Below are 21,582 nucleotides of genomic sequence, written 5' to 3'. Positions count from 1 at the left end.
GTAATTCCCTCCTTGAATGCCTGTTGATCGGCCGGCAGCTTCGTGTGACGTGTCGACGCTTTTCATGGATATGCCGTCTTGGGCGACCCTACCGCTCCTTGTTTATCGCATGCCTTGAAAAGGTCGGCAACTGGTCGGATTCGATCAAGAATTGATTTTCAGGGCAGGCTGCCTATTTTCTTACATCGTTTGCGCAGCGGCGGCCGCGCTCAGGTCTCGGCGCGCCCACAGCCATCGGCCGGCAAGCCCGGCAACGGATCATCCGGCGCTCGCCGCCACAATCCACCGCACCGAAACCGTTGACTGCGCAATCCTGGCCAACGGGGGCACCATGGAAAAAGAGATACGCTTTTGCAAGGACACCCAGGGCAACGCCATTGCCTACATGCGCATCGGCCAGGGTCCCATGCTCGTCGTGCCGCCCGAAAAATCGGCATCTTTCAGCGCCACTGCGCCACGGCGGAAATGGCCGCCAGGCTGCTCGAGCTGTTTTTTGTCATCGATGTGACCGATCTGCTGCCCGGTCTCGTTATCCCCACCCTGGTCATCCACCGCCGGGGGGATCGCCCCGTGCCCATGGTCCATGGGCGGGAGCTGGCCACGCGGATTCCCAACGCCCGTTTTGTGCTGCTGGACGGCACGATTCACTTTCCATGGCTTGGCAATGTGGATGATGTGCTTCTCCCGCTGTTCGATTTTCTGGGTGACCACCCCTTGCCGGCCTCGGCCCCGGACCGCCAATCGCCCGCGGTCACGGCTGCCGTCGCCCCAAAAGCAAGAAGGGTGCGGGCACATACCGTTTCGTGCTGCACGATCTGCAATCGGTCCAGCCCCGGGTTCAGCCGGAGAGATGCCGGGTGGGCATCGCCCAAATCGATCTGCCCATGGCGCTATTGGAAGAGCGGGGCGGAGGCCTGGTAGGGCTGCGCGTTTCCGGCGTCGATGCGATGCGGCGCCGCATCGACACCATGCTGGAAAAGGCGGTCCGACAAAACGTCAACCTGCTGGTGTTTCCCGAAATGACCGTTTCTTGTGCAATATCGCTTCGCAGGGCAACTCTTCCATCTATTCGCCCGAGAAAGGGCGAAGGAAGAGAGTGATCCCCCAAGGAAAGGAAGATTTGATTTTCAAGGACATCCGCCTGTTCAACCTGCGCGCCGAAAGGAGAAAATGGGAACTGGTTCGGGAGCGCAAGGTGCGGTTCATCCAAAGCACCCGCTGACGGGCATGGCCTTGGGTGCGATACGCGCGTGACGGCAACGGTGCCGTGGGCGCCCGGCATGGGTCACGGGCCGGATGTCTTGCCGCTGATCGCTTCGATTTGCACCTTGATGATCAAAGTGCGGTTCAACGCTGCTTCGGCATAGACGGGCGCGTCCGATCCGTATTGCGCCATGATGAGGTCCAGGGCCGTGCGCTTGGCGGCGGGATCGTAGAGCAGGGTGGCGCGGCCGGTGCCCATCACGCTGCGGTACCCCATTCCCCATTTGCACGCTTCGTCGGCGGCCCGCACCCGGGCCTCGATGTCGATTTCGAAACAGACCGCCCCGTTTTTTCGCAGCATGTCGATTTTGCGGCCTTCGCGGGCGCTGTGGAAATAGAGAGCGCTGCCGTCATAGCCGAAGCAGAGGGGAACGATATAAGGGCGGTTGTCCCACGCCATGCCCAGGCGACAGATGCGCGCGCGGCGTATCACCGCATCGATTTGCGCACGATCCGCGATCTCCTTGTCTTTGCGTCGCATACGGTTCCTTTCATTTGCGATGCATCACCAGTGGTCCCCGGCAAACGGCATTTCGACCGAGTTGAACAGGGCGATGGGTGCACGGTTGACGCCGCTTTTGTGAAAACCCTCTTGGCCTTCGGCCACCGGCAACCAGTTGCCTGTGCCACCCCCTCCTCCTCCTCCCCCACACACCAACCATCTCTAATCGAGAGCATTCTTTCAACTTAAAGCTGCCCGCCAGGGGCGGGCTCCGTTCCACTTGATTTCTGCATGCGATTGTCCTGCCGGCTCCGGCTTGCCCGGCTTGCCCGGTTGCAAGCAGCCCTATAAGTCTATAGAATGTAAGCCTTGAAGGAAAGCCAGTGTTTCATCGCACCAACGAAAGGAGTTTGCAATGCCCGAAATCAAAGCCAACGCGACCACCCTCAACTATCGCTGGGACGGTCCCGCAGAGGGGCCGGTGGTGATGCTGGCCCACTCCTTGGGCGCCCATCTGGGGATGTGGGATTGGCAGGTGCCGGCCCTGACGGAGGCCGGATACCGGGTGCTGCGCTATGACAGTCGCGGTCACGGGGCATCGGCGGCGCCGGAGCGGTCCTACACCATGGAGATGCTCGCCGATGACGCCGTGGGGTTGCTGGACGCGCTGGCCTTGGACCGGGTCCATTTTTTGGGCCTCTCCCTGGGGGGAATGGTGGGCCAGGTTTTGGCAGCGGCCCACAAGGACCGGTTGTTCAGTTTGATTCTAAGCTCGACATCGGCGCATATGCCGCCGCCTGAAATGTGGGAAGAGCGCATGCAAGCCGTTTCCGTGGACGGCACGGCGGCGGTGGTGGACGGCACCCTCGACCGCTGGATCACCCCGGCGGGGCAGCGGCGGCAGCCCGAGGCGGTCGAGCGTGTGCGGGCCATGATCCTGGGCACGCCCACGGAAGGGTTCATCGGTTGTTGCACGGCGATCCGCGATCTGGATCAACGGGACGCCAACCGCAGCATCACCGTGCCCACGCTGATTCTGGTGGGCGAACAGGACCAGGGCACGCCGCCGGCCATGGCGCGCGCCATTCACGAATGCATCCCCGGCGCCCGCTTGGAGGTGGTGCCCGGCGCGGCCCACCTGGTCAACGTGGAGCAGGCCGACCTGTTCAACCGCACCATTGTCGCCTTTCTGGATCAACAGCGGCCCGCGCCGGCCGATAGGTGAATCCCATGCACACCAAAGCGCAAGCCCTGCGTTATCATCGGGAGCCGCGGCCTGGAAAGACCGAGGTGGTGCCCACCAAACCCTTCTTCAGCCAGGCGGACCTGAGTCTGGCTTACACGCCCGGGGTGGCCGTGCCCTGCCTGGAGATCCAGGCCGATCCGAACCGGGCCTACGACTACACCAACCGATCCAACCTCATCGCCGTGATCACCAACGGTACGGCGGTGTTGGGCTTGGGCCACATCGGCGCCCTGGCGGGCAAACCGGTGATGGAGGGCAAGGCGGTGCTGTTCAAGCGTTTTGCCGACATCGATGTGTTCGACCTGGAGTTGGACACCACCGACCCGGAAGCGTTCATTCAGGCGGTCAAGCTGCTGGAACCCACCTTCGGCGGCATCAATCTGGAGGACATCAAGGCGCCGGACTGCTTCTACATCGAAGAGCAGCTCAAGGCGCAAATGAACATCCCGGTGTTTCACGACGATCAGCACGGCACGGCCATCATCTCGGCCGCCGCCATGCTCAACGCGGCGGCCTTGACGGATCGCGCCATCGACCGCCTGCGGGTGGTGATCAACGGCGCCGGCGCCGCGGGCATTGCTTGCGCCAATCTCTATGTGCAGTTGGGGGTGCGCAAGGAGAACCTGGTGATGGTGGATTCCCGGGGGGTGATCTTCCAGGGCCGTGCCGAGGGCATGAATCCCTACAAGGCCCGCTTCGCCGCCGAAACCGCCGCCCGGACGCTGGCCGATGCCGTGGAGGGCGCCGATTTGCTGGTGGGTATGTCGGCCAAGGGGGCCTTTACACCGGCCATGCTGGCCCGCATGGCCGAGCGGCCCATCATCTTCGCCCTGGCCAACCCCGATCCGGAGATCGGCTACGAGAAAGCCAAGGCGGCCCGGCCCGACGCCATCGTGGCCACCGGCCGCTCCGACTATCCCAACCAGGTGAACAACGTGCTGGGTTTCCCCTACATCTTCCGGGCCGCCCTGGATGTCCGGGCCACGGGCATCACCGAAGAGATGAAGGTGGCGGCGGTGCGGGCCCTGGCGGCCCTGGCCCGCGAGGATGTGCCCGATGCCGTGATCCGGGCCTACGGCGGCAAGCCCATCCATTTCGGGCCGGCCTACATCATCCCCAAGCCGCTGGACAACCGGGTGCTGCTCAAAGTGGTGCCGGCGGTGGCGGCGGCGGCCGTGCAAAGCGGCGTGGCGCGGCTGCGCCCACCGGAGACGACGGCCTATGTCCAGCGGTTGGAAGCCTGCCTGGGGCCGGAGCGCGAGCTGATGCGCAAGATCATCATCCGTGCCCAGCAGCGGCCGCTGCGCATCGTGCTGCCCGAAGGCACCCATCCGGTGATCGTGCGGGCGGCGCACCAGGCGCGGCTGGACGGCATCGCCCAGCCGGTGCTGCTGGGGGCGCCGGAGGCGGTGGCCGCCACGGCTGCCGCCATTCAGATTCCCCTGGAAGGGATCGAGGTGATCGACCCGCGCGTCAATGACCAATTCGAGGATTTTGTGCGCAAGCTTTACGCCATGCGGCAACGCAAGGGGTGGACCTTGGCGGAGACCCGCCGCCGGTTGCAGCACCCCTATTTGTTCGGCGCCATGATGGTTCAGGAGGGGCTGGTGGACGGTCAGGTGCACGGCATCGCCCAGACCTATCCCGACGCCATCCGTCCGGTATTACAGGTGATTCCCCGGCGGGCGGGGGTGACGCGGGTGTCGGGCCTTTACCTGATGATCGCCAAGAACCGGACCCTGCTGTTTGCCGATGCCACGGTCAACATAACGCCCACGGCGGCGGAGCTGGCCGAGATCGCCCTGCTGGCTTCGGAAATGGCCCTTTTCTTCGACATGCCGCCAAGGGTGGCCATGCTCTCCTTTTCCAACTTCGGCAGCACCCGCCATGCCGCTGCCGATAAGGTGGCCGAGGCGGTGCGCATCGCCCGCGCCCGCAAGCCCGAGCTTTGCATCGACGGTGAGATGCAGGCCGACACCGCGGTGACCGATGAGATCCTCAACGGCACCTTCGGCTTCAACCGTCTGCAGCAGGCGGCCAATGTGCTGATCTTTCCCGACCTGGCGGCGGGCAACATCGCCTACAAGCTGGTGGATCGCTTGGGCGCGGCCAAGGCGGTGGGGCCCCTGTTGATGGGCATCAGCCGGCCATTCAATGTGCTGCAGCGCGACAGCGACATGGAGAACGTGGTCAACGTCATCGCCATCACCGTGGCCCAGGCCCAGAACCACAAGAATGGGTGGTGCTGCTAAAGATCCCTTTCCTGCTCCATCTCGCGCATCGCTTTTTTCATCTGGCGCAAGGCCTGGCGGATGCGGTGTTCGTTTTCCACCAGGGCGATGCGCAGATAGCCTTCCCCCTCCTCGCCGAAACCGATGCCCGGCGCCAGGGCCACGTTGGCCCGTTTCATCATCTCGATGGAGAACTCCATGGAACCCAGCTTGTCGAAGGGCGGCGGGATCTTGGCCCAGGCGAACATGCCCGCCTTGGGCCGCTCGATGGGCCAGTCCATGCGCTCCAGCACCTCGCAGAGCACATCGCGCCGGTTCTGATAGATCTGTGCCTGGTGGAGCACATCCTCGTCGCAGTGGCGCAGGGCCACGATGCCGGCGATCTGGATGGCCGAGAAGATGCCGTAGTCGTAATATCCCTTGATCTGGCGCAGGCCGGTGACCATCTGCTTGTTGCCCACGCAGTAGCCCAGTCGCCAGCCGGCCATGTTGTAAGACTTGGAAAAGGAGCCGAACTCCACGCCCACGTCCCGCGCGCCGGGCACTTCCAGGAAGCTGGGGGCCACGTAGCCGTCGAAGGTGATCTTGTTGTAGGCGAAATCGTGGATCACCATGAAGTTGTATTTCTTGGCCAGATAGACCACCCGTTCGTAAAGGGAGCGGGTGCCCAGCACGGCGGTGGGATTGTGCGGATAGTTGAGGATCAGCACCTTGGGCCGGGGATAGACGTTGGCGCACATGGTTTCCAGCCGCTCCAGGAAAACCGGCTCCTCGGCCAGGGGAATGCGCAGCACGCTGCCCCCGGCGATGATGGCCGCGTAGATGTGCACCGGAAAGGCCGGGGCCGGCACCAGCACCGTGTCGCCCGGGCCGATCAGGGCCAGGCACAGGTGGGAGATGCCCTCCTTGGAGCCGATGGTGCAGATGATTTCGGCATCGGGATCCAGCTCGACACCGTAATCCTTTTTATAGCTCTTGGCGATCTCGATGCGCAGATTGCGCATGCCGTAGGCCACCGGGTAGCGGTGGGTCTTGGGATCGTTGGCCACTTCCACCAGCTTCTCGATCACCGGCGCCGGCGCCGGGTCCACCGGGTTGCCCATGCCCAGGTCGATCACATCGTCCCCCTGCCAGCGTTTCTCCATCTTCATCTGGTTGATCATGCCGAACAGATAGGGCGGCAACTGGGCCATGCGGCCGGCGAACTGGATGGTGTTGTTTGGTTCTGATGCCATTTTGTGTGTCTCCTTTGCAAACAGAAAGGCCCCGGAGCGTGGGCTTCGATCCGGGGCCTTGAAGAGAACGCCACGGACCGACCGCTACAGCCCGTGGCGAAAAATTAACGACGTTGGATTTTACACTCCGCCGCCCTGCGCCCGAGCTGTGCTGTGCGCGGCCGCGGCGGCCAATGGGACAATGGGTTTCATCGTACACCTGCCTTACCACGTTAAGGATCTGAATAGACATATAAAGGGGGCCAGAGGGGTTTGTCAACGAAAAATAGCGGTTGCGACGCCAAGGCCCGGATCATCGACCGGCCGGCGCTCTGAAAATGCGATGCGGGCGTTTTCAATCCGCCAGTGTCCGAAATATTCCTCAAGTAAACGGTTTGTCCGTCCAATAGTAATGGTAACGGGTGGGTCATCCAACGACATGGAAAACGAGGGATAAAAATGCAACGCATCAAGAATTTGAAAATTCACACCAAATTATTGGCCGGTTTCGGGATCATGCTGCTGTTCATGGGCGTCGTCGGTTACATCGGGTTTCACAGCGCCGGCGGGGTGCACCACAACCTGGCGCAAATCTATACGATTCACATGCCGGGCATCGATTATCTGATCGAAGCAGACCGCGATCTGCAGCAGCTTTTGGTGGCGGAACGCTCCATGCTTTTCACCGATCCACAGTCGCCACTTTTCAAAGGCTTCGTCGAAGAATATGAAACCAATTTGCGACAAGCGCAGGAGCGTTTTGATCAATACAAATCCTTGGCTTTCACATCGGCGGAAAAAAAGCTGATCGCCGACCACGAAAAGGCGCGGGCGGAATGGGCGCCGGTTTCGCGCAAGGTCCTCGAGCTGGTGCGCAAAGGGACCCCGGAGGCCATCGACCAGGCCGAAGCGCTCAGCGCGGGCGATGCCAAGAAACGGTTCGAGGCAATGCGCGACCCCATCGACCAGTTGACGGAACTGGCGCTCGGGCTCGCGCAACAGGCCAGTCAGCAAGCGGAAAGTACCTATAAGTCCGGCAAAATGCTGCAAGGCGTCTCTTTGGCCCTGGCTGTCGCGGCCGGCCTCCTGCTGGCGTGGTTCATCGGTCGCATGGTCACCCGACCGGTCAATGCCATGGTCGAGGGGCTACAGGACATCGCCCAGGGCGAAGGGGACCTGACCAAGCGGCTGGACAGCAGCGCCAAGGACGAGTTGGGCCACCTGGCCTACTGGTTCAATGCCTTCATGGACAAGCTCCAGTCGCTGATCAAGGAGATGGCCCAAAACGCCACCACGCTGCACAACAGCGCCAACACCCTGGCGGAGCTCTCCGCCCACATGTCGGCATCCGCCGAGGATGTGTCCGGCAAATCGGACACCGTGGCCAGCGCCGTGGAGGAGATGAGCACCAATATCGGCAATGTGGCCGCGGCCATGGAACAGTCCAGCACCAACACCAACGTGGTGGCCTCGTCGGCCGAGGAGATGTCCTCGACCATCAACGAGATCGCCCAGAACGCCGAAAAAGCCCGCACCATCTCCGATCAGGCCGTGTCGACCACCCGGGAGTCGTCCGCCCAGATGGGCGCCCTGGGCCAGGCGGCAATGGATGTGGGCAAGGTGGTGGAAACCATCACCGACATTTCCGAGCAGGTCAACCTGCTGGCCCTCAACGCCACCATCGAGGCGGCCCGGGCCGGTGAGGCCGGCAAGGGTTTTGCCGTTGTGGCCAATGAAATCAAGGAGCTGGCCAAGCAGACCGCCAACGCCACCCAGGAGATCAAAGGCAAAATCGCCAACATTCAAGAGAGCACCAACGGCGCCGTTACCGGCATCGACGAGATCTCCGGCGTGATCAAGACCATTAACGACATCGTCGGCACCATCGCCGCGGCGGTGGAAGAGCAATCCACGGCCACCCAGGAGATCGCCGGCAACATCGCCCAGATTTCCACGGGTATTCAGGAGGTCAACGAAAACGTCGGCCAGAGCTCCACGGTGGCTTCCCAGATATCTCAAGAGATCCTGGCGGTGAATCAGGCCTCCAGCGAAATGGCCAGCGGCAGCGGTCAGGTGAAAAACAGCGCCGAGGATTTGCTGGGCATCTCCCAAAAATTGACCGCCGTGGTCAACAGTTTCAAAGTTTGAGCCCTCCCTTCGCGGCAGGGGCGCAGTTTCCGGCGCGCCCCTGCCGCGCCCTTATTCACGCCGCATCAACCGACTGCCGACATCTGTCCTGCCTCCGCCGCGGTGCCAACATCCCATAGCCAAGCCCCCCATTGTATGGTAAAGCTCCGGGTGATGAACACGGACCGCGACCATAGCCCCATCATCCGTTTGCAGGAGATCTCCTTCGCCTATCCCGGCGGATCGCCCGTGCTCGACCGGCTCGACTTCGCGCTTTTTCCGGGAGATCGTATCGGCCTGGTGGCGCCCAACGGCAGTGGCAAGACCACCCTGCTGCACATCATCATGGGGTTGCTGCGGCCCGACGCGGGCCGCATCGAAATTTTCGGTCGGCCGGTGTCGGAAGAGAAGGATTTCGTGGCAGTGCGCCAGCGCATCGGCATGCTGTTCCAGGACGCCGACGATCAGCTCTTTTCCCCCACGGTACTGGAGGATGTGGCCTTCGGGCCGTTGAACATGGGCCAATCCAAGGACGAAGCCATCGCCACAGCCCGCCGGGTGCTGGATCGGCTGGGACTGCACGGTTTCGAGCAGCGCATCACCTTCAAGCTTTCGGGCGGCGAAAAGCGATTGGTCTCCCTGGCCACGGTTCTGGCCATGGCGCCGGAAGTGCTGCTGCTGGACGAACCCACCAGCGGCCTGGACGAAACCACCAAGGCACGATTGAAAACCATTCTACTGGAACTCGATCTTTCCTACATCCTCATCTCCCACGAGTTCGATTTCATGGCTGAGGTGGTCTCCGCTTTTTACACCCTCAAAAACGGACGGCTGGTGGAGGATGCCGAGCTGCACCAACATGCCCATGCCCACTGCCACCCCCTGGGGCACCAGCCCCACGAACACCCCTGACCCCGGGCACGCCAAAGGTTTGTACCCATGAACAGCGCCACCTGCATCCACCTGGTCCGCCACGGTGAAGTTCACAATCCCCAGCAGATCCTTTACGGCCGACTGCCGCGCTTTCGGCTCAGTGATCGGGGCCGGGAACAGGCCCGGGCCGCCGGCCGCCGCCTGCAAGCCCACGACCTGCGGGCCGTCGTCAGCAGTCCGCTGCTGCGCACCCGCCAGACCGCCGCGGAGATCCTCAACTTTTTTCCCGCCCTCAAGCTGCGCCAGTCCCGGCGTCTGATTGAAGTGCACACGGTGTATGAGGGACGGCCCGGTGCCCAAGTGGATGCCCTCAACGGCGACATTTATACCGACGCGCCGCCGCAGTTCGATCAACCCGAAGATATTGTGGTGCGGGTGCGGCCCCTGCTGTGGCAGTTGCGCCGCCGCTTCGCCGGAGGCCATGTGGCGGCGGTCACCCACGGGGACGTGATCGTCTTCACCATGCTCTGGGCCAAGGGGGTCGCGTTGTCGCCGGAGAACAAGGTGCGTCTCAAAAAGACCGGTTTTCCGGTGAGTTATCCGGGGCATGCATCGATAACGAGTTTGGTGTTTCGGACGGAAGATGAAGAGGGGTTGCCGGAGGTTAAGTATTTAAAAATATAGTTTAAAGTTTAAAGCAAGGTATTCTGCCGATTGGATGGGGGATAGTGAGGGGTTTTGGCGGGTTGTTTGGATCCGGACATGGATGTGGACATTTGGGGTGGCTTTGTGTATGGTAAATATTAATTATTAAAGGAGATATACCGGTCATTGAACCGGACATGAATGGGGGGTGGCGTGGACGGTGCATCTGTTGGGCAAATCTTCGATCCGCCGATTCCTTTCCATCGCTTGGGGGAGTTGAAGGATATGGCCCAGGCGGTTGTTGTTGCCTCGGCCACCCTGGAAGGGCGGATCGCCCCACAGACCGCCGCCGCCCTGGGCGATCGGTTGCGTTTTCTCAACAGCTACCACTCCAACCTGATCGAAGGGCACAAAACCTCCATTCTGGATATCGAAGCCGCCCTGCAACAGGACTACGCCCGCGATGCGGAAAAGCGCTACGCCCAACAGCTGTGCGCCGCCCACGTGCAGACCGAGCGGGCCTTGATGGCCGAGATGCTCACCGATCCGCCGCCCAACCCCTGCGCCTTCGACTTTGTCCGTCGCATTCACCGCATGTTCTACGAGCAGCTGCCCGCCGAACATCGGTTCACCCACAGCCGCGGCGGCTTCACCCCCCACTCGGTCATGCCGGGCCACATGCGCGACGGCGACATCTCCCTGGACGGCGGCGCCACCGTTCATGGTCCGACGGCCCGCCAATTGCCGGCGCTGTACGACACCTTCAGCCGCCTTTATCAGCCGCACCATTTCCATGGCGACGAACGGCTGATCGCCGCCGCGGCCGCCCACCACCGCCTGCTGTGGCTGCACCCCTTCCGGGACGGCAACGGCCGCGTGGCCCGGCTCTTTTCAGGACTCTACCTGGCCGCCGTCGGCATCAACCGGACCAACCTGTGGTCCCTTTCCCGGGGATTTTCGCGCAACAAACAGTGGTACATGACCAACCTGCAATCCGCCGATTCACCCACCGCGGATCGCAGCGGTTTCGACCAGCCCTTTTTCGCCGACTACTGCCTCTATTTTCTGGAAGTGTGCCTGGACCAGGCCATCTTCATGGACAAGATCCTGGGCCTGCAGCGCATCGACGCCCGTATCGACGGCTATATCAAGGATCGCCGGGCATCCCGCGGCGCTATCCACCCCATCGACCCGCGGGCCGCCAAACTGCTCAAGGCGCTTTTCCTGCAGGGCGAAATCCCCCGGGGCGAAGCCCGCGCGGTCATGGGAATGGAAAGCCAGACCGACCGCCACGCCCGCCGCATCGTCAGTCAATTGATCAGCGAAGGGCTGGTGCGCAGCACCACCCACCGTGCCCCCCTGACCATCGGCTTTCCCACCAAAGTGCTGCGCTACTACTTTCCGGACATCTTCGATCTCTCGGTGCTGGGCGAAACACCGGAGGAGACGGCGTAGAAGGGGTAGGGGTATGTTCGATTACTTTCCGTGAGTCCGTTCTAATGAGTCAGTTGTCAAAAAACAGCACAAAAACTATTAGAATGCACAGCGAAAAAGTGTTTGCCCAAAAAAGCACCCAGCCCCTGATGATATCCGCTCGGGTTGCATAGCGGCGCACCAGTGCCACATCGATCAGAGGATCGTCCAGCCGGTTCCATATGCCCACTGGAAAAATGATGGCATGCAAGTACCACAAGACCCGATAGCCCACTCCATCCCATGGGGCCGGACGGGGCAGGCCGTCTGCAGGGATTTCGCGTTCGATCCGTGCCATGGTCAATCGGGCAAACACAATCCATAATATAAATGCTGACATAATGATCACAAGAGCTACGAACGCGAAAATGCCTTCCGAAGTTTCGAAAAAAACATCATTATCGACCCCGATCCCATATCAAAGACGATATATATTTGCCTAACGAATCACCGCCATATCCGGCAGCAAACCCAACGGCAACGCCTCCCGCCAAAAGCACAACCCAACCCGCCGGCGTTAAGGCCAAGCCCATTTTGGCGAGCAGGGCTGCTCCTCCTATAACGGTGGACTTGCCTGCTGCGCCGCCAAAAAAACCACCCATTCCAAAACCGGTCAACTGCACCGAGGCCTCGCGCATCCAATCGCCACCGGCCTGGTGTGTGCGGCGGACATCGTTGGCGCGGAAGCCGGCGTCGAGGACAATGGCGCCGTTTCCGACGCAGCGGATGGCGCGGGCGAATTTGACCAGGCGGCCGGCTTGGATGTAATCGCTCACATCGAGTCCACGCCCTTTGCTGCGGCGGGCCAGTTCCAATCCCCGTTGGCTGCTGGTCAGGGCCGTGCCGCGGTTCTTGCCCATGTCCGCGCGGGGCACGATGCGTTCCAACTCCACCCGGAACTTGCGGTTCAATTCGTTGTAGCGCCGTTCCACCGCCTGGCGCAGGCGCATGCGCTCGGCGCCCGATCCGCGGCTCTGGCGCTCGAAGGCGTGCAGCGCGAGCAGGGCATTTTCATATTCCCGGACCGCTGTTTCGAAGGCGGTTATGCGAACCGTGGCCGCCGTGGCGCCGGCGCCGACCAGGCCTGTTGAGCGGCGCGCTATCCTGGAAAGCTGTTCGTCCCAAAAGATCGCCAGCGGCAGGGTCAGCTAACCGAACTGCCCGGCGCAGTCGTAGAGGTGGCGTCGTTGATCGGGGTTCAACAGATTGAGTTGAGTGGCAATGGAGTGACTTTGCGGCCGGCCTCCGGGATGACGTAAAAGTTGTTCGGCAGCAGCTGTTGCCCGGGGCCGAGCCTGTTGCAGCGGCGAAAGGCGTCGACGGCTTCGGGTGTGTCGCCGGCGATTTGATCCATGGCGCAACAATAGTTCGGAAAAAAGAGTTGGGTCATGCTTTCTCCCCCTGATGTGGGCTGCAAGACGGCCGGCCGCCGCCGGCCCTGGCGCGATGGCGCCCGGTGGCGGCACGGTGTGCAGCGGTTGTAATGCAAGTTTGCCGAGAAAGAGGTCAGGGGCAGCGAACACAGGTGAAGCCAAGTCTCGGCGAAGACATCATCCTGAAAATTGCTGATAGGCCAAACCATCCGTTTTGTCAAGGAATGCTGCATTTTAATTGGGGGTGGGATTTCTGGTGGGCCGTTTGGAATCTGGGTAATCCGGGGACATCTTTAAAAATAGCTTGCCACAGCCCTAATTATCAGTTAGCCTCAATTCAATTGCGGATCTTGATGGAAAACAGCAACACGGGTGAGGATAGTTATGTATCAAAGGGCTCTAAATCTCGCCCCTTTATTGAAAAGAAAGTCCATTTTTCTATTCGGGCCAAGGGGCTCTGGAAAAACGACGCTGATTCGACATACCCTTCCAGATGCGGTTGTGATTGACCTGCTGGAGAGTCAGACATTTCGTTACTATTTGAAAAACCCTTCGTTATTAGCGGAGCAAACAAAGGCGCCCCTGGTCGTCATTGACGAAGTGCAGAAGCTGCCGGAGCTTTTGGACGAAGTCCACCGCCTGATTGAGCTGGAGGGGCTGACTTTTTTGCTCACCGGCAGCAGCGCCCGTAAGCTTAAGCGCGGGGGGGCGAATTTGTTAGCCGGAAGGGCTTGGTGGGCATCCTTGTTTCCGCTGACTTCAACGGAGATCCCTCAGTTCGATTTGCTGAACTATCTGAACCGCGGGGGGTTGCCGGCCGTATATCCCAGTAAGGACTATGGTGAAGAGCTTCGTGCTTATGTCGGTTTGTATCTGCGAGAAGAGATTCAAAACGAGGCCCTTACCCGCAATGTGGTTGCATTCAATGACTTTTTGGAACTGATGGCGCTGAGCAATGGTGAGGAGATCAACTTTCAGTCCATTGCCGGCGACTGCGGCGTATCGCCCAATACCATTAAAAACTATATCGAAATTTTAGAGGATACGCTCATCGCTTTCCAGCTCAAAGGGTTTACGCGTACAAAACGGCGCAAGGCCATTGCGCGATCCAAACTCTACTATTTTGATATCGGGGTAACCAACACCCTGGCCCGCAGAGGTGACATTCTTGAGGGATCGGAACTGTTCGGCAAGGCTTTCGAGCATTTCATTGTGTTAGAGACAAGGGCTTGTATCTCCTACGCACGAAAGGATGTGAGCATGCGATACTGGCGCTCCACCTCTAAGTTTGAAGTGGATTTGATCTTGAATGATCAATGGGCCATCGAGATTAAAAGCGCCAGGCAGATCAGTGACAAGCATCTGAAGGGTTTGCGCGCTCTAAAAGAAGAGGGTGTCATCCGAAATTTTGCAGTGGTCAGCTGTGATCCACAGGAGAGAAAAACGAGGGATGGTATTTTTATTTTCCCATGGAAGGTCTATTTGGAAAAGCTTTGGCAGGGCGTATTCATTTAAAAGGTGCTCTTTCTGCAGGGCTAAATCCCCTGCGGCGAGGCCTGGGCGGTCATGGTCGTGAAGGCCGGACCACCCGCCACATCGTCAGCCTACCGCTCAGCGAAGGGCTGGTGCGCAGCACCGTCCACTGCGCCCCCCTGATCATTGGCTTTCCCACCAAAGTGCTGCGTTATTATTTCCCGGACATTTTCGATCTCGCGGTCCCGGGCGAAACACCGAAGGAGACGGCGTAGAGGTTGTGGAGTATGTTCCTCTCCTTTCCGTGAACCCCGTCCGGACTGGTCAGTTGTGAAAAAATAGCATGAAAATTAATATCATACATACCCATAGTGCGTTCGATATGAAAAACACCCAACCCCTGATGATATCCGCTCGTGTTGAATATCGGCGCACCAGTGCCACATCGATCAAGGGGTCGTCCAACCGGTTCCATATGCCGACGGGAAAAATGATGGCATGTAGGTACCACAAGACCCGATAGCCCACTCCGTCCCATGGTGCCGGACGGGGCAGGCCATCCGTTCGGATTTCGCGTTCGATCCGTGCCATGGTCAATCGCGCAAAAGCAATCCATGAAGGAAGAGCAATCATTGTGATTACACCAAAAGCAGTAAAAAAAACGTCTATCGGTTCTTTCAATCCGCTCATTTAATTCATTCCCAGAGCCAGGAAGCGAAATTTTTTCCGATTGTGTCGCCAGCATATCCGGCCGCAAAGCCAACGGCAATGCCTCCTGCCACCAGCACCACCCAACCCGCTGGCGTTAATGCCAACCCCATTTTGGCCAGAAGGGCGGCACCGCCTATAACTGCGTGTTTGCCTAGAAATTCTCCAGCTGCACCACCAAACCCGAAACCGGTCAACTGCACCGATAAGGCCAATCCGGACGTTTAGTCAATGGTGGGGTGGCCTGTTGTCAGCGCACCAGGGGCAGGTCGCAGCACCCTTTGCTGGGCAAGCGGGTGGTGCCCATCAGGTAAAGATCAACGGCCCGGGCGGCTTCCCGGCCTTCGGAGATGGCCCAGACAATGAGGGATTGGCCGCGGCGGGCGTCACCGGCGGTGAAGATGCCGGGCGCGGCAGTCATGTAGTGATCGTTGGTGGCGATGGTGCCTTGTTGGTTGAGGGGCAGGCTCAATTGCGCCGCCAGGAGGTTGGTTTCCGGGCCCCTGTAGCCGATGGCGATGAGCACCAGGTCGGTGGGCCAGTGGCGCGTGGTACCGGGCAGCTCCTTGATGCGCGGCGGGCCGTCGGGTTGCGGGGTCATGCGAATGTCCACGGTGGTCAGGCCGGTCACCCGGCCTTCGTGGCCCTGGAACGATTCGGTGAGAATGTTCCAGTACCGCTCGCCGCCCTCTTCGTGGGAGCTGCTGGTGCGCAGCCGGGTGGGGTAGTAGGGCCACGGCTGGTGACCGGGCCGCTCGGCGGTGGGCCGCTCGGCGGCTTCGAAATTGACCACCGAGCGGGCTTTTTGCCGCAGGCAGGTGCCGATGCAGTCGCTCCCCGTGTCGCCGCCGCCGATGACGATCACATTTTTGTCGGCGGCATGGATGGGAGCTTGTCCGGCGGGTGCGGGCGCGTCGCCGGCCACCCGGCGGTTCTGTTGGGTGAGAAAATCCATGGCGAAATGGATGCCGTCCAGCTTCCGGCCGGGCAGGGATAGGTCCCGGGGCACGGTGGCGCCCAGGCACAGCACCACGGCGTCGAAAGCCTTCAGGTCCGCCACGGACACTTCCACGCCGACCGCGGCACTGGTCCGGAACCGCACCCCTTCCGCCGCCAGCAATGCCAGGCGGCGGTCCAGCACCTGCTTTTCCATCTTGAAGTCGGGGATGCCGTAGCGCAGCAGGCCGCCGATGCGGTCGTGGCGCTCGAAGACCGTCACCTGGTGGCCGGCCTGGTTGAGTTGGGCGGCGCAGGCCAGCCCGGCAGGACCCGAGCCCACCACCGCCACCCGCCTGCCCGTGCGCCGTTCAGGCGGCCGGGGCCGGATCCACCCTTGGGCGAAGGCGTGCTCGATGATCTCCTTCTCGATCTGCTCGATGGTCACCGCCGGTTCGTTGATGCCCAACACGCAGGCTTCTTCGCAGGGCGCCGGGCAGAGGCGGCCGGTGAATTCGGGAAAGTTGTTGGTGGCGTGCAACCGCTCCACAGCCTGTTGCCACTGACCGCGATAGACCGCGTCGTTCCACTCCGGAATCAGGTTGCCCAGAGGACATCCGGCGATGCAGGTAGGCACGCCGCAATCCATGCAGCGGGCCGCCTGGCGCACAAGCTGCTCCCGGGGAAAAGGCAAATAGATCTCCCGATAATCCCCCAACCGCTCCACCACCGGCCGCCGCCGCGGCAACGCACGGCCAAATTCCACAAAACCATCCGGCTTCCCCATAACCAACCACCCTATACCCTAACCAAAAGAAGCATCATCGACAATCAACGATACAACCTCCCCATCTTTGATACACTACAACAGCTCACCTTCACCGAAGACTTCGCACTTCTACCACCCCTTCAAAATCGGCAGCATTCCTTGCTTTTAACTTTAAACTTCTTCCCCACCACTCTCCAGCCCATCCAATCGACAGAATACCTTCAACTTAAAACTTAACACTTAAAACTTAACACTTTTCCAACACCCTTTTATAATCAATCGGCATAATTTTCACAAACAATGGCAGCATTTCCTCCCAACCATCGATAATGCGCCGCGCAACCGGGCTTTGCGTGTACCGCCAGTGATTGTGCACCAATGTCTTGAGCTCTTCGATGTCCGCTTCAGCGGTCACGTTTTCCAGTTCCACCATCTCCTTGTTGCAGCGGTGGTCGGCGAAGTCGCCGGTTTCGTCCAGCACGTAGGCGATGCCGCCGCTCATGCCGGCGGCGGTGTTGCGACCGGTGGGGCCGAGGATCACCACCCGGCCGCCGGTCATGTATTCGCAGGCGTGGTCGCCGGTGCCTTCCACCACGGCGTTGGCGCCGCTGTTGCGCACGGCGAAACGGATGCCGGCCCTGCCGCGGATGTAGGCCTGGCCGCCGGTGGCGCCGTAAAGGGCCACGTTGCCGATGATGGTGTTCTGCTCGGCGGCGAAGGGGGCTTCGGGCGGCGGCAGGATGATCAGTTTGGCCCCGCAGAGGCCCTTGCCGAAGTAGTCGTTGGCTTCGCCGTGGATCACGGCAGTCAGGCCCTGCACGGCGAAGGCGAAGAAGCTCTGGCCGGCGGTGCCCGTGCAGCGCAGGGTGATGGTGTCGTCCGGCAGGCCCGCATCGCCGTGGCGCAGGGCGATTTCACTGCTCAGGCGGGTGCCCACGGCGCGGTGAACGTTGCGCAGGGCCAGGTCCACGGTCACCGGGCGGCTGTGTTCCAGGGCCGGGGTCGACCGGTCACGTATCCGAACCTCCAGGGTTTCGTCCACCGGACGGGTCCGTATGTGGCCGCAGTGCTCCTGGACTTGCGTCGGCGCCTGAATGCGGCGCACCAGGTCGGAGAGATCCACGTCCCGGGCCTTCCAGTGGTCTACGGCCGGACGGAAATCGAGGCAATCGGCCCGCCCCACCATCTGTGCCACCCGCCGGAATCCCAGCCGGGCCATGATGGCGCGCAGCTCCTCGGCCAGGAAGCGCATCATGGCCACCACGTGCTCGGGCCGGCCGGTGAACTTCTTGCGCAACTCGGGATCCTGGGTGGCCACGCCCACCGGGCAGGTGTTCAGGTGGCACACCCGCATCATGACGCAGCCCAGGGCCACCAGCGCCAGGGTGCCGAAACCGAACTCCTCCGCGCCCAGCAGGCAGGCCACGGCGATGTCGTGACCGGTCTTGAGCTGGCCGTCGCACTCGAGCACCATGCGTTGGCGCAGCCCGTTGCGCACCAGGGTCTGGTGGGCTTCGGGCAGGCCCAGCTCCCAGGGGGCGCCGGCGTGGCGGATGGAGCCTTGGGGCGAGGCGCCGGTACCGCCGGTGTCGCCGCTGATCAAAACGCAATCGGCGCCCCCTTTGACCACGCCGGCGGCGATGGTGCCCACCCCTACGCTGGAGACCAGTTTGACGCTGATGCGCGCCACAGAATTGGCCCGCTTGAGGTCGTAGATGAGCTGGGCCAGATCTTCGATGGAGTAAATGTCGTGGTGCGGCGGCGGCGAGATCAGGCCCACATGGGGCGTGCTGTGGCGGGTTTTGGCGATCCAGGGGTACACCTTGAAGCCGGGCAGCTGGCCCCCTTCGCCCGGTTTGGCCCCCTGGGCCATCTTGATTTGGATCTCCCGGCAGTTGGCCAGGTAGGCGGCGGTGACGCCGAAGCGGCCCGAGGCGACCTGCTTGATGGCGCTGTTGCGCCAGTCGCCGTTGGGATCGGGGCTGTAGCGGTCGGCGTCCTCGCCTCCCTCGCCGCTGTTGCTGCGCGCGCCGATGCGGTTCATGGCGATGGCCAGGGCTTCGTGGGCCTCTTTACTGATGGCGCCGTAGGAGATGCCGCCGGTCTTGAACCGCTGCACGATCTCGGTCCACGGCTCGACCGCTTCCAGGGGCACCGGCGCGGCCGTCGGCCTCAGAGCGATCAGGCCGCGCAGCAGTCCCTCCGCGCGGTTCTGTGCGTCCACGGTGGTCGAATAGTCCTGCCAGGCCGCCGCATCGTCGTTGAACACCGCCTGGCGGAATTGGGCCAGCATGCGGGGGGTGTACTGGTGGGCCTCACCGTCCCGGCGCCACTTGTACTTGCCGCCCGAGGGCAGTACCGGTAGGGTATCGGCGGGCGGGTCCGGATGGGCAATGCGGTGGCGCGCCAGCACCTCGCGGGCCAGGATTGGCAGATCGGCGCCGCCGATGCGGTTGGCGGTGTCGGTGAAGTGACGCGCCACCACCGCTTGGGCCAGCCCCAAACATTCGAAGATCTGGGCTCCCTGGTAGCTTTGCAGGGTGGAGATGCCGTTTTTGGACATCACCTTGAGGATGCCGGCGTTCACTGCCCGGTGGTAGTTGCCCAGGGCCGCGGCCGCATCCGGCGCCGCGAAGCTGCCGCCGGCCACGCCGGCGGCCAGGGTGGCATGCACCAGGTAGGGGTTGACCGCCGCGGCGCCGTAGCCCAGCAGGCAGCAGAAGTGGTGCACCTCCCGCGGCTCGGCGCTCTCCACCACCAGGGCGCAGCGGTTGCGCAGCCCCTCGCGGATCAGGTGGTGGTGCACCCCGGCCACGGCCAGCAGGGCCGGAATGGGGGCCCGGGCAGCGTCGGCGTCGCGGTCCGAGAGAATCAGCACGCCGGCGCCGTCGGCCACGGCATCGGCCGCGGCCTGGCAAAGCTGGGTCAAGCCCTGCGCCAGGCCCTGTTCGGCGAACGCCACGGGAAACAGGATCGGCAGCACAACGCTGCGCAGGCCCGGCCGGTCCAAGGTCCGCAACAGGGCCAGTTGGCTGTCGCTGAGGACGGGATTGTCCAGGCGCAGCCGTCGGCAATGTGCCGGCGTGGTATCCAGCAAATTGCCCTCGGCGCCCAGGTAGGTGTGCAAGGAAGTGACCAGGGCCTCGCGGATGGCATCCAGGGGCGGGTTGGTCACCTGGGCGAAAAGCTGGCGGAAGTAGTCATACAGCAGCCGGTTGCGCCGGGAGAGGATGGCCGGGGGAATGTCGTCGCCCATGGAGCCCACCGGCTCCTTGCCCGTTTCGGCCATGGGGGCCAGGAGGATCTTAAGGTCCTCCAGGGTGTAGCCGAACAGGTGGTGCAACCGGGTCAGGGATGCGCCGGCATGCAACGGTTCGGTAGCGGTAGCGGGCGGCGCGGGGACGAGGTGGTCCAGGGAGAGCAGATTTTCCTGCAGCCACCGGCGGTAGGGGTGCGCGGCGGCGGCCGCGGCCTTGATCTCCTCGTCGGGTACCAGGCGGCCGGCCTCCAGGTCCGCCAGAAACATGCGCCCCGGATCCAGTTGACCCTTGCATCGCACTTGATCCGGGGGGATGTCCAGCACGCCGGTTTCCGAGGCCAAAACCACCAACCCGTCCTGGCTGATGGTGTAGCGCGCCGGGCGCAGGCCGTTGCGGTCCAACACGGCGCCGATGCAGCGACCGTCGCTGAAGACCACCAGGGCCGGCCCGTCCCAGGGTTCCATGGTGCAGGCATGGTATTCGTAAAAGGCACGCCGGGCATCGTCCATGGTGCCGTGGTGCTCCCAGGCTTCGGGGATCACCATCATCAAACAGTGGGGCAGGGGACGGCCGGCGTGGTAGAGCAGCTCCACCAGGCTATCCAGGGCGGCCGAGTCGCTGGAGCCAGGCCGCACCAGGGGCAACAGCCCGGCCAGGTCGGCGCCGAAGCGGGGTTCGGCCAGCAGGGCCTCGCGGGCCTTGAGGCCGTTGAGGTTGCCCCGCAGGGTGTTGATCTCACCGTTGTGGGCCAGAAAACGGAACGGGTGGGCCAGGTCCCAGGAGGGAAAGGTGTTGGTGCTGTAGCGCTGGTGTGCCAGGGCCATGGCGCTGGCCATGTCCGGGTGGCACAGGTCGTCGTAAAAGGCTTCCAACTGCCGCGCCAGCAGCATCCCCTTGTAGACCAGGGTGCGGCTGGAAAGCGAGGCCACGTGAAACAGGTCGCTGCCGGCAGCGCCGGGGCGGATGGTCTGTTCCGCCCGGCGCCGGATCAGGTAGAGGATGCGTTCGAAGTGGTCCTGATCCGTGACCGATGGTCCCTGGCCGATGAACAACTGTGCCATGTGGGGCTGGGCATGGCGGGCCAAGGGGCCGAGCACATCCGCCCGCACCGGCACCGCACGCCACCCCAGCACCTGCTGGCCCTCGTCGGCCACCAGCGCTTCCATCCGGGCGCGGGCATCGGCGCGGGCGGCCGGATCCACGGGCAGAAAAATCAGGCCAACAGCATAGCGGCCCGCCGGCGGCACGTCGAAGCCGGCCGCCGCCCCGACCCGGCGCAGAAAGCGGTCCGGCATCTGGAGCAGGATCCCGGCGCCGTCCCCGGTGTCGGCATCGCAGGCCACGGCCCCCCGGTGGGCCAGGTTGGCCAGCAGCCGCAACCCCTGGCGCACGATCTCATGGGAGGGCCCAGCGCCCAAACGGCACACAAACCCCACCCCGCAAGACGCCCGCGCCAACCGCGGATCGCACAACCCCCCATCACCCATCTCCCTCACCAACCCCCATCAATCCCTCAAAAAAATCAAATAGATAGAATACAACAACTTAA

20 protein-coding genes are annotated in these 21,582 nt (G+C 62.3%); 12 read left to right on the top strand and 8 right to left on the bottom strand.

The features are described 5' to 3' along the window. Window positions 1-465 precede the first annotated feature (465 nt). Genes MRX98_RS03160 through MRX98_RS21945 form a run of 3 tightly spaced genes read left to right on the top strand, consistent with a single transcriptional unit; the run spans window position 466 to window position 1,222 of the window. A complete protein-coding gene (locus tag MRX98_RS03160; protein ID WP_246902929.1) occupies window positions 466-921 on the top strand; it encodes an alpha/beta fold hydrolase in 456 nt (151 codons plus the stop codon). Then, complete coding sequence (locus MRX98_RS03155) at window positions 885-1,100, top strand: hypothetical protein (protein ID WP_246902927.1); 216 nt, start codon at window positions 885-887, stop codon at window positions 1,098-1,100. Before MRX98_RS03160 ends, MRX98_RS03155 begins: the two co-directional genes overlap by 37 nt. Further along, entirely contained in the window at window positions 1,097-1,222 is a 126-nt protein-coding gene (locus MRX98_RS21945) for a hypothetical protein (protein ID WP_281432164.1), read from the top strand. Before MRX98_RS03155 ends, MRX98_RS21945 begins: the two co-directional genes overlap by 4 nt. Window positions 1,223-1,285: 63 nt before the next feature. Here the strand turns inward: MRX98_RS21945 and MRX98_RS03150 are convergent, their stop codons facing one another. Beyond that, window positions 1,286-1,744, bottom strand: coding sequence for a pyridoxamine 5'-phosphate oxidase family protein (locus MRX98_RS03150; RefSeq protein WP_246902926.1), 459 nt, complete (start codon window positions 1,742-1,744; stop codon window positions 1,286-1,288). Window positions 1,745-2,120: 376 nt separating this feature from the next. Here MRX98_RS03150 and pcaD point away from each other — a divergent pair, with 376 nt between their 5' ends. Next, the gene (gene pcaD, locus MRX98_RS03145; protein WP_246902925.1) at window positions 2,121-2,930 is read left to right on the top strand and encodes a 3-oxoadipate enol-lactonase; all 810 of its coding nucleotides are present in this window, start codon (window positions 2,121-2,123) and stop codon (window positions 2,928-2,930) included. Between the two features lie 5 nt (window positions 2,931-2,935). Next, window positions 2,936-5,203 carry an NADP-dependent malic enzyme gene (locus MRX98_RS03140; RefSeq protein ID WP_246902924.1) on the top strand — a complete coding sequence of 756 codons (2,268 nt, stop codon included), beginning with the start codon at window positions 2,936-2,938 and terminating at the stop codon, window positions 5,201-5,203. On the opposite strand, the gene MRX98_RS03135 is transcribed toward MRX98_RS03140, so the two are convergent. Continuing rightward, window positions 5,200-6,417 carry an aminotransferase class I/II-fold pyridoxal phosphate-dependent enzyme gene (locus MRX98_RS03135; RefSeq protein ID WP_246902923.1) on the bottom strand — a complete coding sequence of 406 codons (1,218 nt, stop codon included), beginning with the start codon at window positions 6,415-6,417 and terminating at the stop codon, window positions 5,200-5,202. The two genes, MRX98_RS03140 and MRX98_RS03135, sit on opposite strands and share 4 nt — an antisense overlap. A gap of 438 nt (window positions 6,418-6,855) precedes the next feature. Here MRX98_RS03135 and MRX98_RS03130 point away from each other — a divergent pair, with 438 nt between their 5' ends. The 4 genes from MRX98_RS03130 (at window position 6,856) to MRX98_RS03115 (ending at window position 11,496) form a co-directional block, all read left to right on the top strand. Continuing rightward, window positions 6,856-8,544: a HAMP domain-containing methyl-accepting chemotaxis protein gene (locus MRX98_RS03130; protein WP_246902922.1), complete on the top strand. Its 1,689-nt coding sequence runs from the start codon at window positions 6,856-6,858 to the stop codon at window positions 8,542-8,544. 153 nt (window positions 8,545-8,697) lie between these two features. Further along, window positions 8,698-9,435 (top strand): energy-coupling factor ABC transporter ATP-binding protein, encoded by a 738-nt coding sequence (locus tag MRX98_RS03125; protein ID WP_246902921.1) that lies wholly within the window; start codon window positions 8,698-8,700, stop codon window positions 9,433-9,435. A 27-nt stretch (window positions 9,436-9,462) separates the two neighbouring features. Beyond that, window positions 9,463-10,080, top strand: a complete 618-nt coding sequence (locus tag MRX98_RS03120; protein WP_246902920.1) for a histidine phosphatase family protein — start codon at window positions 9,463-9,465, stop codon at window positions 10,078-10,080. 174 nt (window positions 10,081-10,254) lie between these two features. Then, window positions 10,255-11,496 (top strand): Fic family protein, encoded by a 1,242-nt coding sequence (locus tag MRX98_RS03115; RefSeq protein ID WP_246902918.1) that lies wholly within the window; start codon window positions 10,255-10,257, stop codon window positions 11,494-11,496. Between the two features lie 49 nt (window positions 11,497-11,545). Here MRX98_RS03115 and MRX98_RS03110 read toward each other — a convergent pair whose 3' ends face one another. The 3 genes from MRX98_RS03110 to MRX98_RS03100 all read right to left on the bottom strand — a co-directional run bounded on the left by MRX98_RS03110 (window position 11,546) and on the right by MRX98_RS03100 (window position 12,904). Then, complete coding sequence (locus MRX98_RS03110; RefSeq protein WP_246902917.1) at window positions 11,546-11,812, bottom strand: hypothetical protein; 267 nt, start codon at window positions 11,810-11,812, stop codon at window positions 11,546-11,548. 100 nt (window positions 11,813-11,912) lie between these two features. Continuing rightward, window positions 11,913-12,464: a hypothetical protein gene (locus MRX98_RS03105; protein WP_246902916.1), complete on the bottom strand. Its 552-nt coding sequence runs from the start codon at window positions 12,462-12,464 to the stop codon at window positions 11,913-11,915. Between the two features lie 248 nt (window positions 12,465-12,712). Then, entirely contained in the window at window positions 12,713-12,904 is a 192-nt protein-coding gene (locus tag MRX98_RS03100) for a hypothetical protein (protein ID WP_246902914.1), read from the bottom strand. 135 nt (window positions 12,905-13,039) lie between these two features. Between MRX98_RS03100 and MRX98_RS22140 the strand changes: the two genes are divergently transcribed. From MRX98_RS22140 to MRX98_RS03085, 3 genes are read left to right on the top strand one after another with little or no spacing between them, the layout of a single operon-like run. Continuing rightward, window positions 13,040-13,396: a hypothetical protein gene (locus tag MRX98_RS22140; protein ID WP_246903066.1), complete on the top strand. Its 357-nt coding sequence runs from the start codon at window positions 13,040-13,042 to the stop codon at window positions 13,394-13,396. Beyond that, a complete protein-coding gene (locus tag MRX98_RS03090) occupies window positions 13,305-14,402 on the top strand; it encodes an ATP-binding protein (protein ID WP_246903060.1) in 1,098 nt (365 codons plus the stop codon). Before MRX98_RS22140 ends, MRX98_RS03090 begins: the two co-directional genes overlap by 92 nt. Further along, window positions 14,357-14,635: a hypothetical protein gene (locus MRX98_RS03085; RefSeq protein WP_246902913.1), complete on the top strand. Its 279-nt coding sequence runs from the start codon at window positions 14,357-14,359 to the stop codon at window positions 14,633-14,635. The genes MRX98_RS03090 and MRX98_RS03085 overlap by 46 nt, the downstream gene beginning before the upstream one ends. Window positions 14,636-14,684: 49 nt before the next feature. On the opposite strand, the gene MRX98_RS03080 is transcribed toward MRX98_RS03085, so the two are convergent. From MRX98_RS03080 to gltB, 3 genes are all read right to left on the bottom strand, one after another. After that, window positions 14,685-15,050, bottom strand: coding sequence for a hypothetical protein (locus MRX98_RS03080; protein WP_246902912.1), 366 nt, complete (start codon window positions 15,048-15,050; stop codon window positions 14,685-14,687). Between the two features lie 268 nt (window positions 15,051-15,318). Then, window positions 15,319-16,791, bottom strand: a complete 1,473-nt coding sequence (locus tag MRX98_RS03075; RefSeq protein WP_246902911.1) for a glutamate synthase subunit beta — start codon at window positions 16,789-16,791, stop codon at window positions 15,319-15,321. Between the two features lie 229 nt (window positions 16,792-17,020). Then, window positions 17,021-21,520 carry a glutamate synthase large subunit gene (gene gltB, locus MRX98_RS03070; RefSeq protein WP_246903059.1) on the bottom strand — a complete coding sequence of 1,500 codons (4,500 nt, stop codon included), beginning with the start codon at window positions 21,518-21,520 and terminating at the stop codon, window positions 17,021-17,023. Window positions 21,521-21,582 lie beyond the last annotated feature (62 nt).

Source organism: Desulfatitalea alkaliphila (genome assembly GCF_022968795.1).
Lineage (GTDB): Bacteria > Desulfobacterota > Desulfobacteria > Desulfobacterales > Desulfosarcinaceae > Desulfatitalea > Desulfatitalea alkaliphila.
Note: the sequence above shows the minus strand (reverse complement) of the source record. Positions and strands in the feature narration are given on the sequence as shown.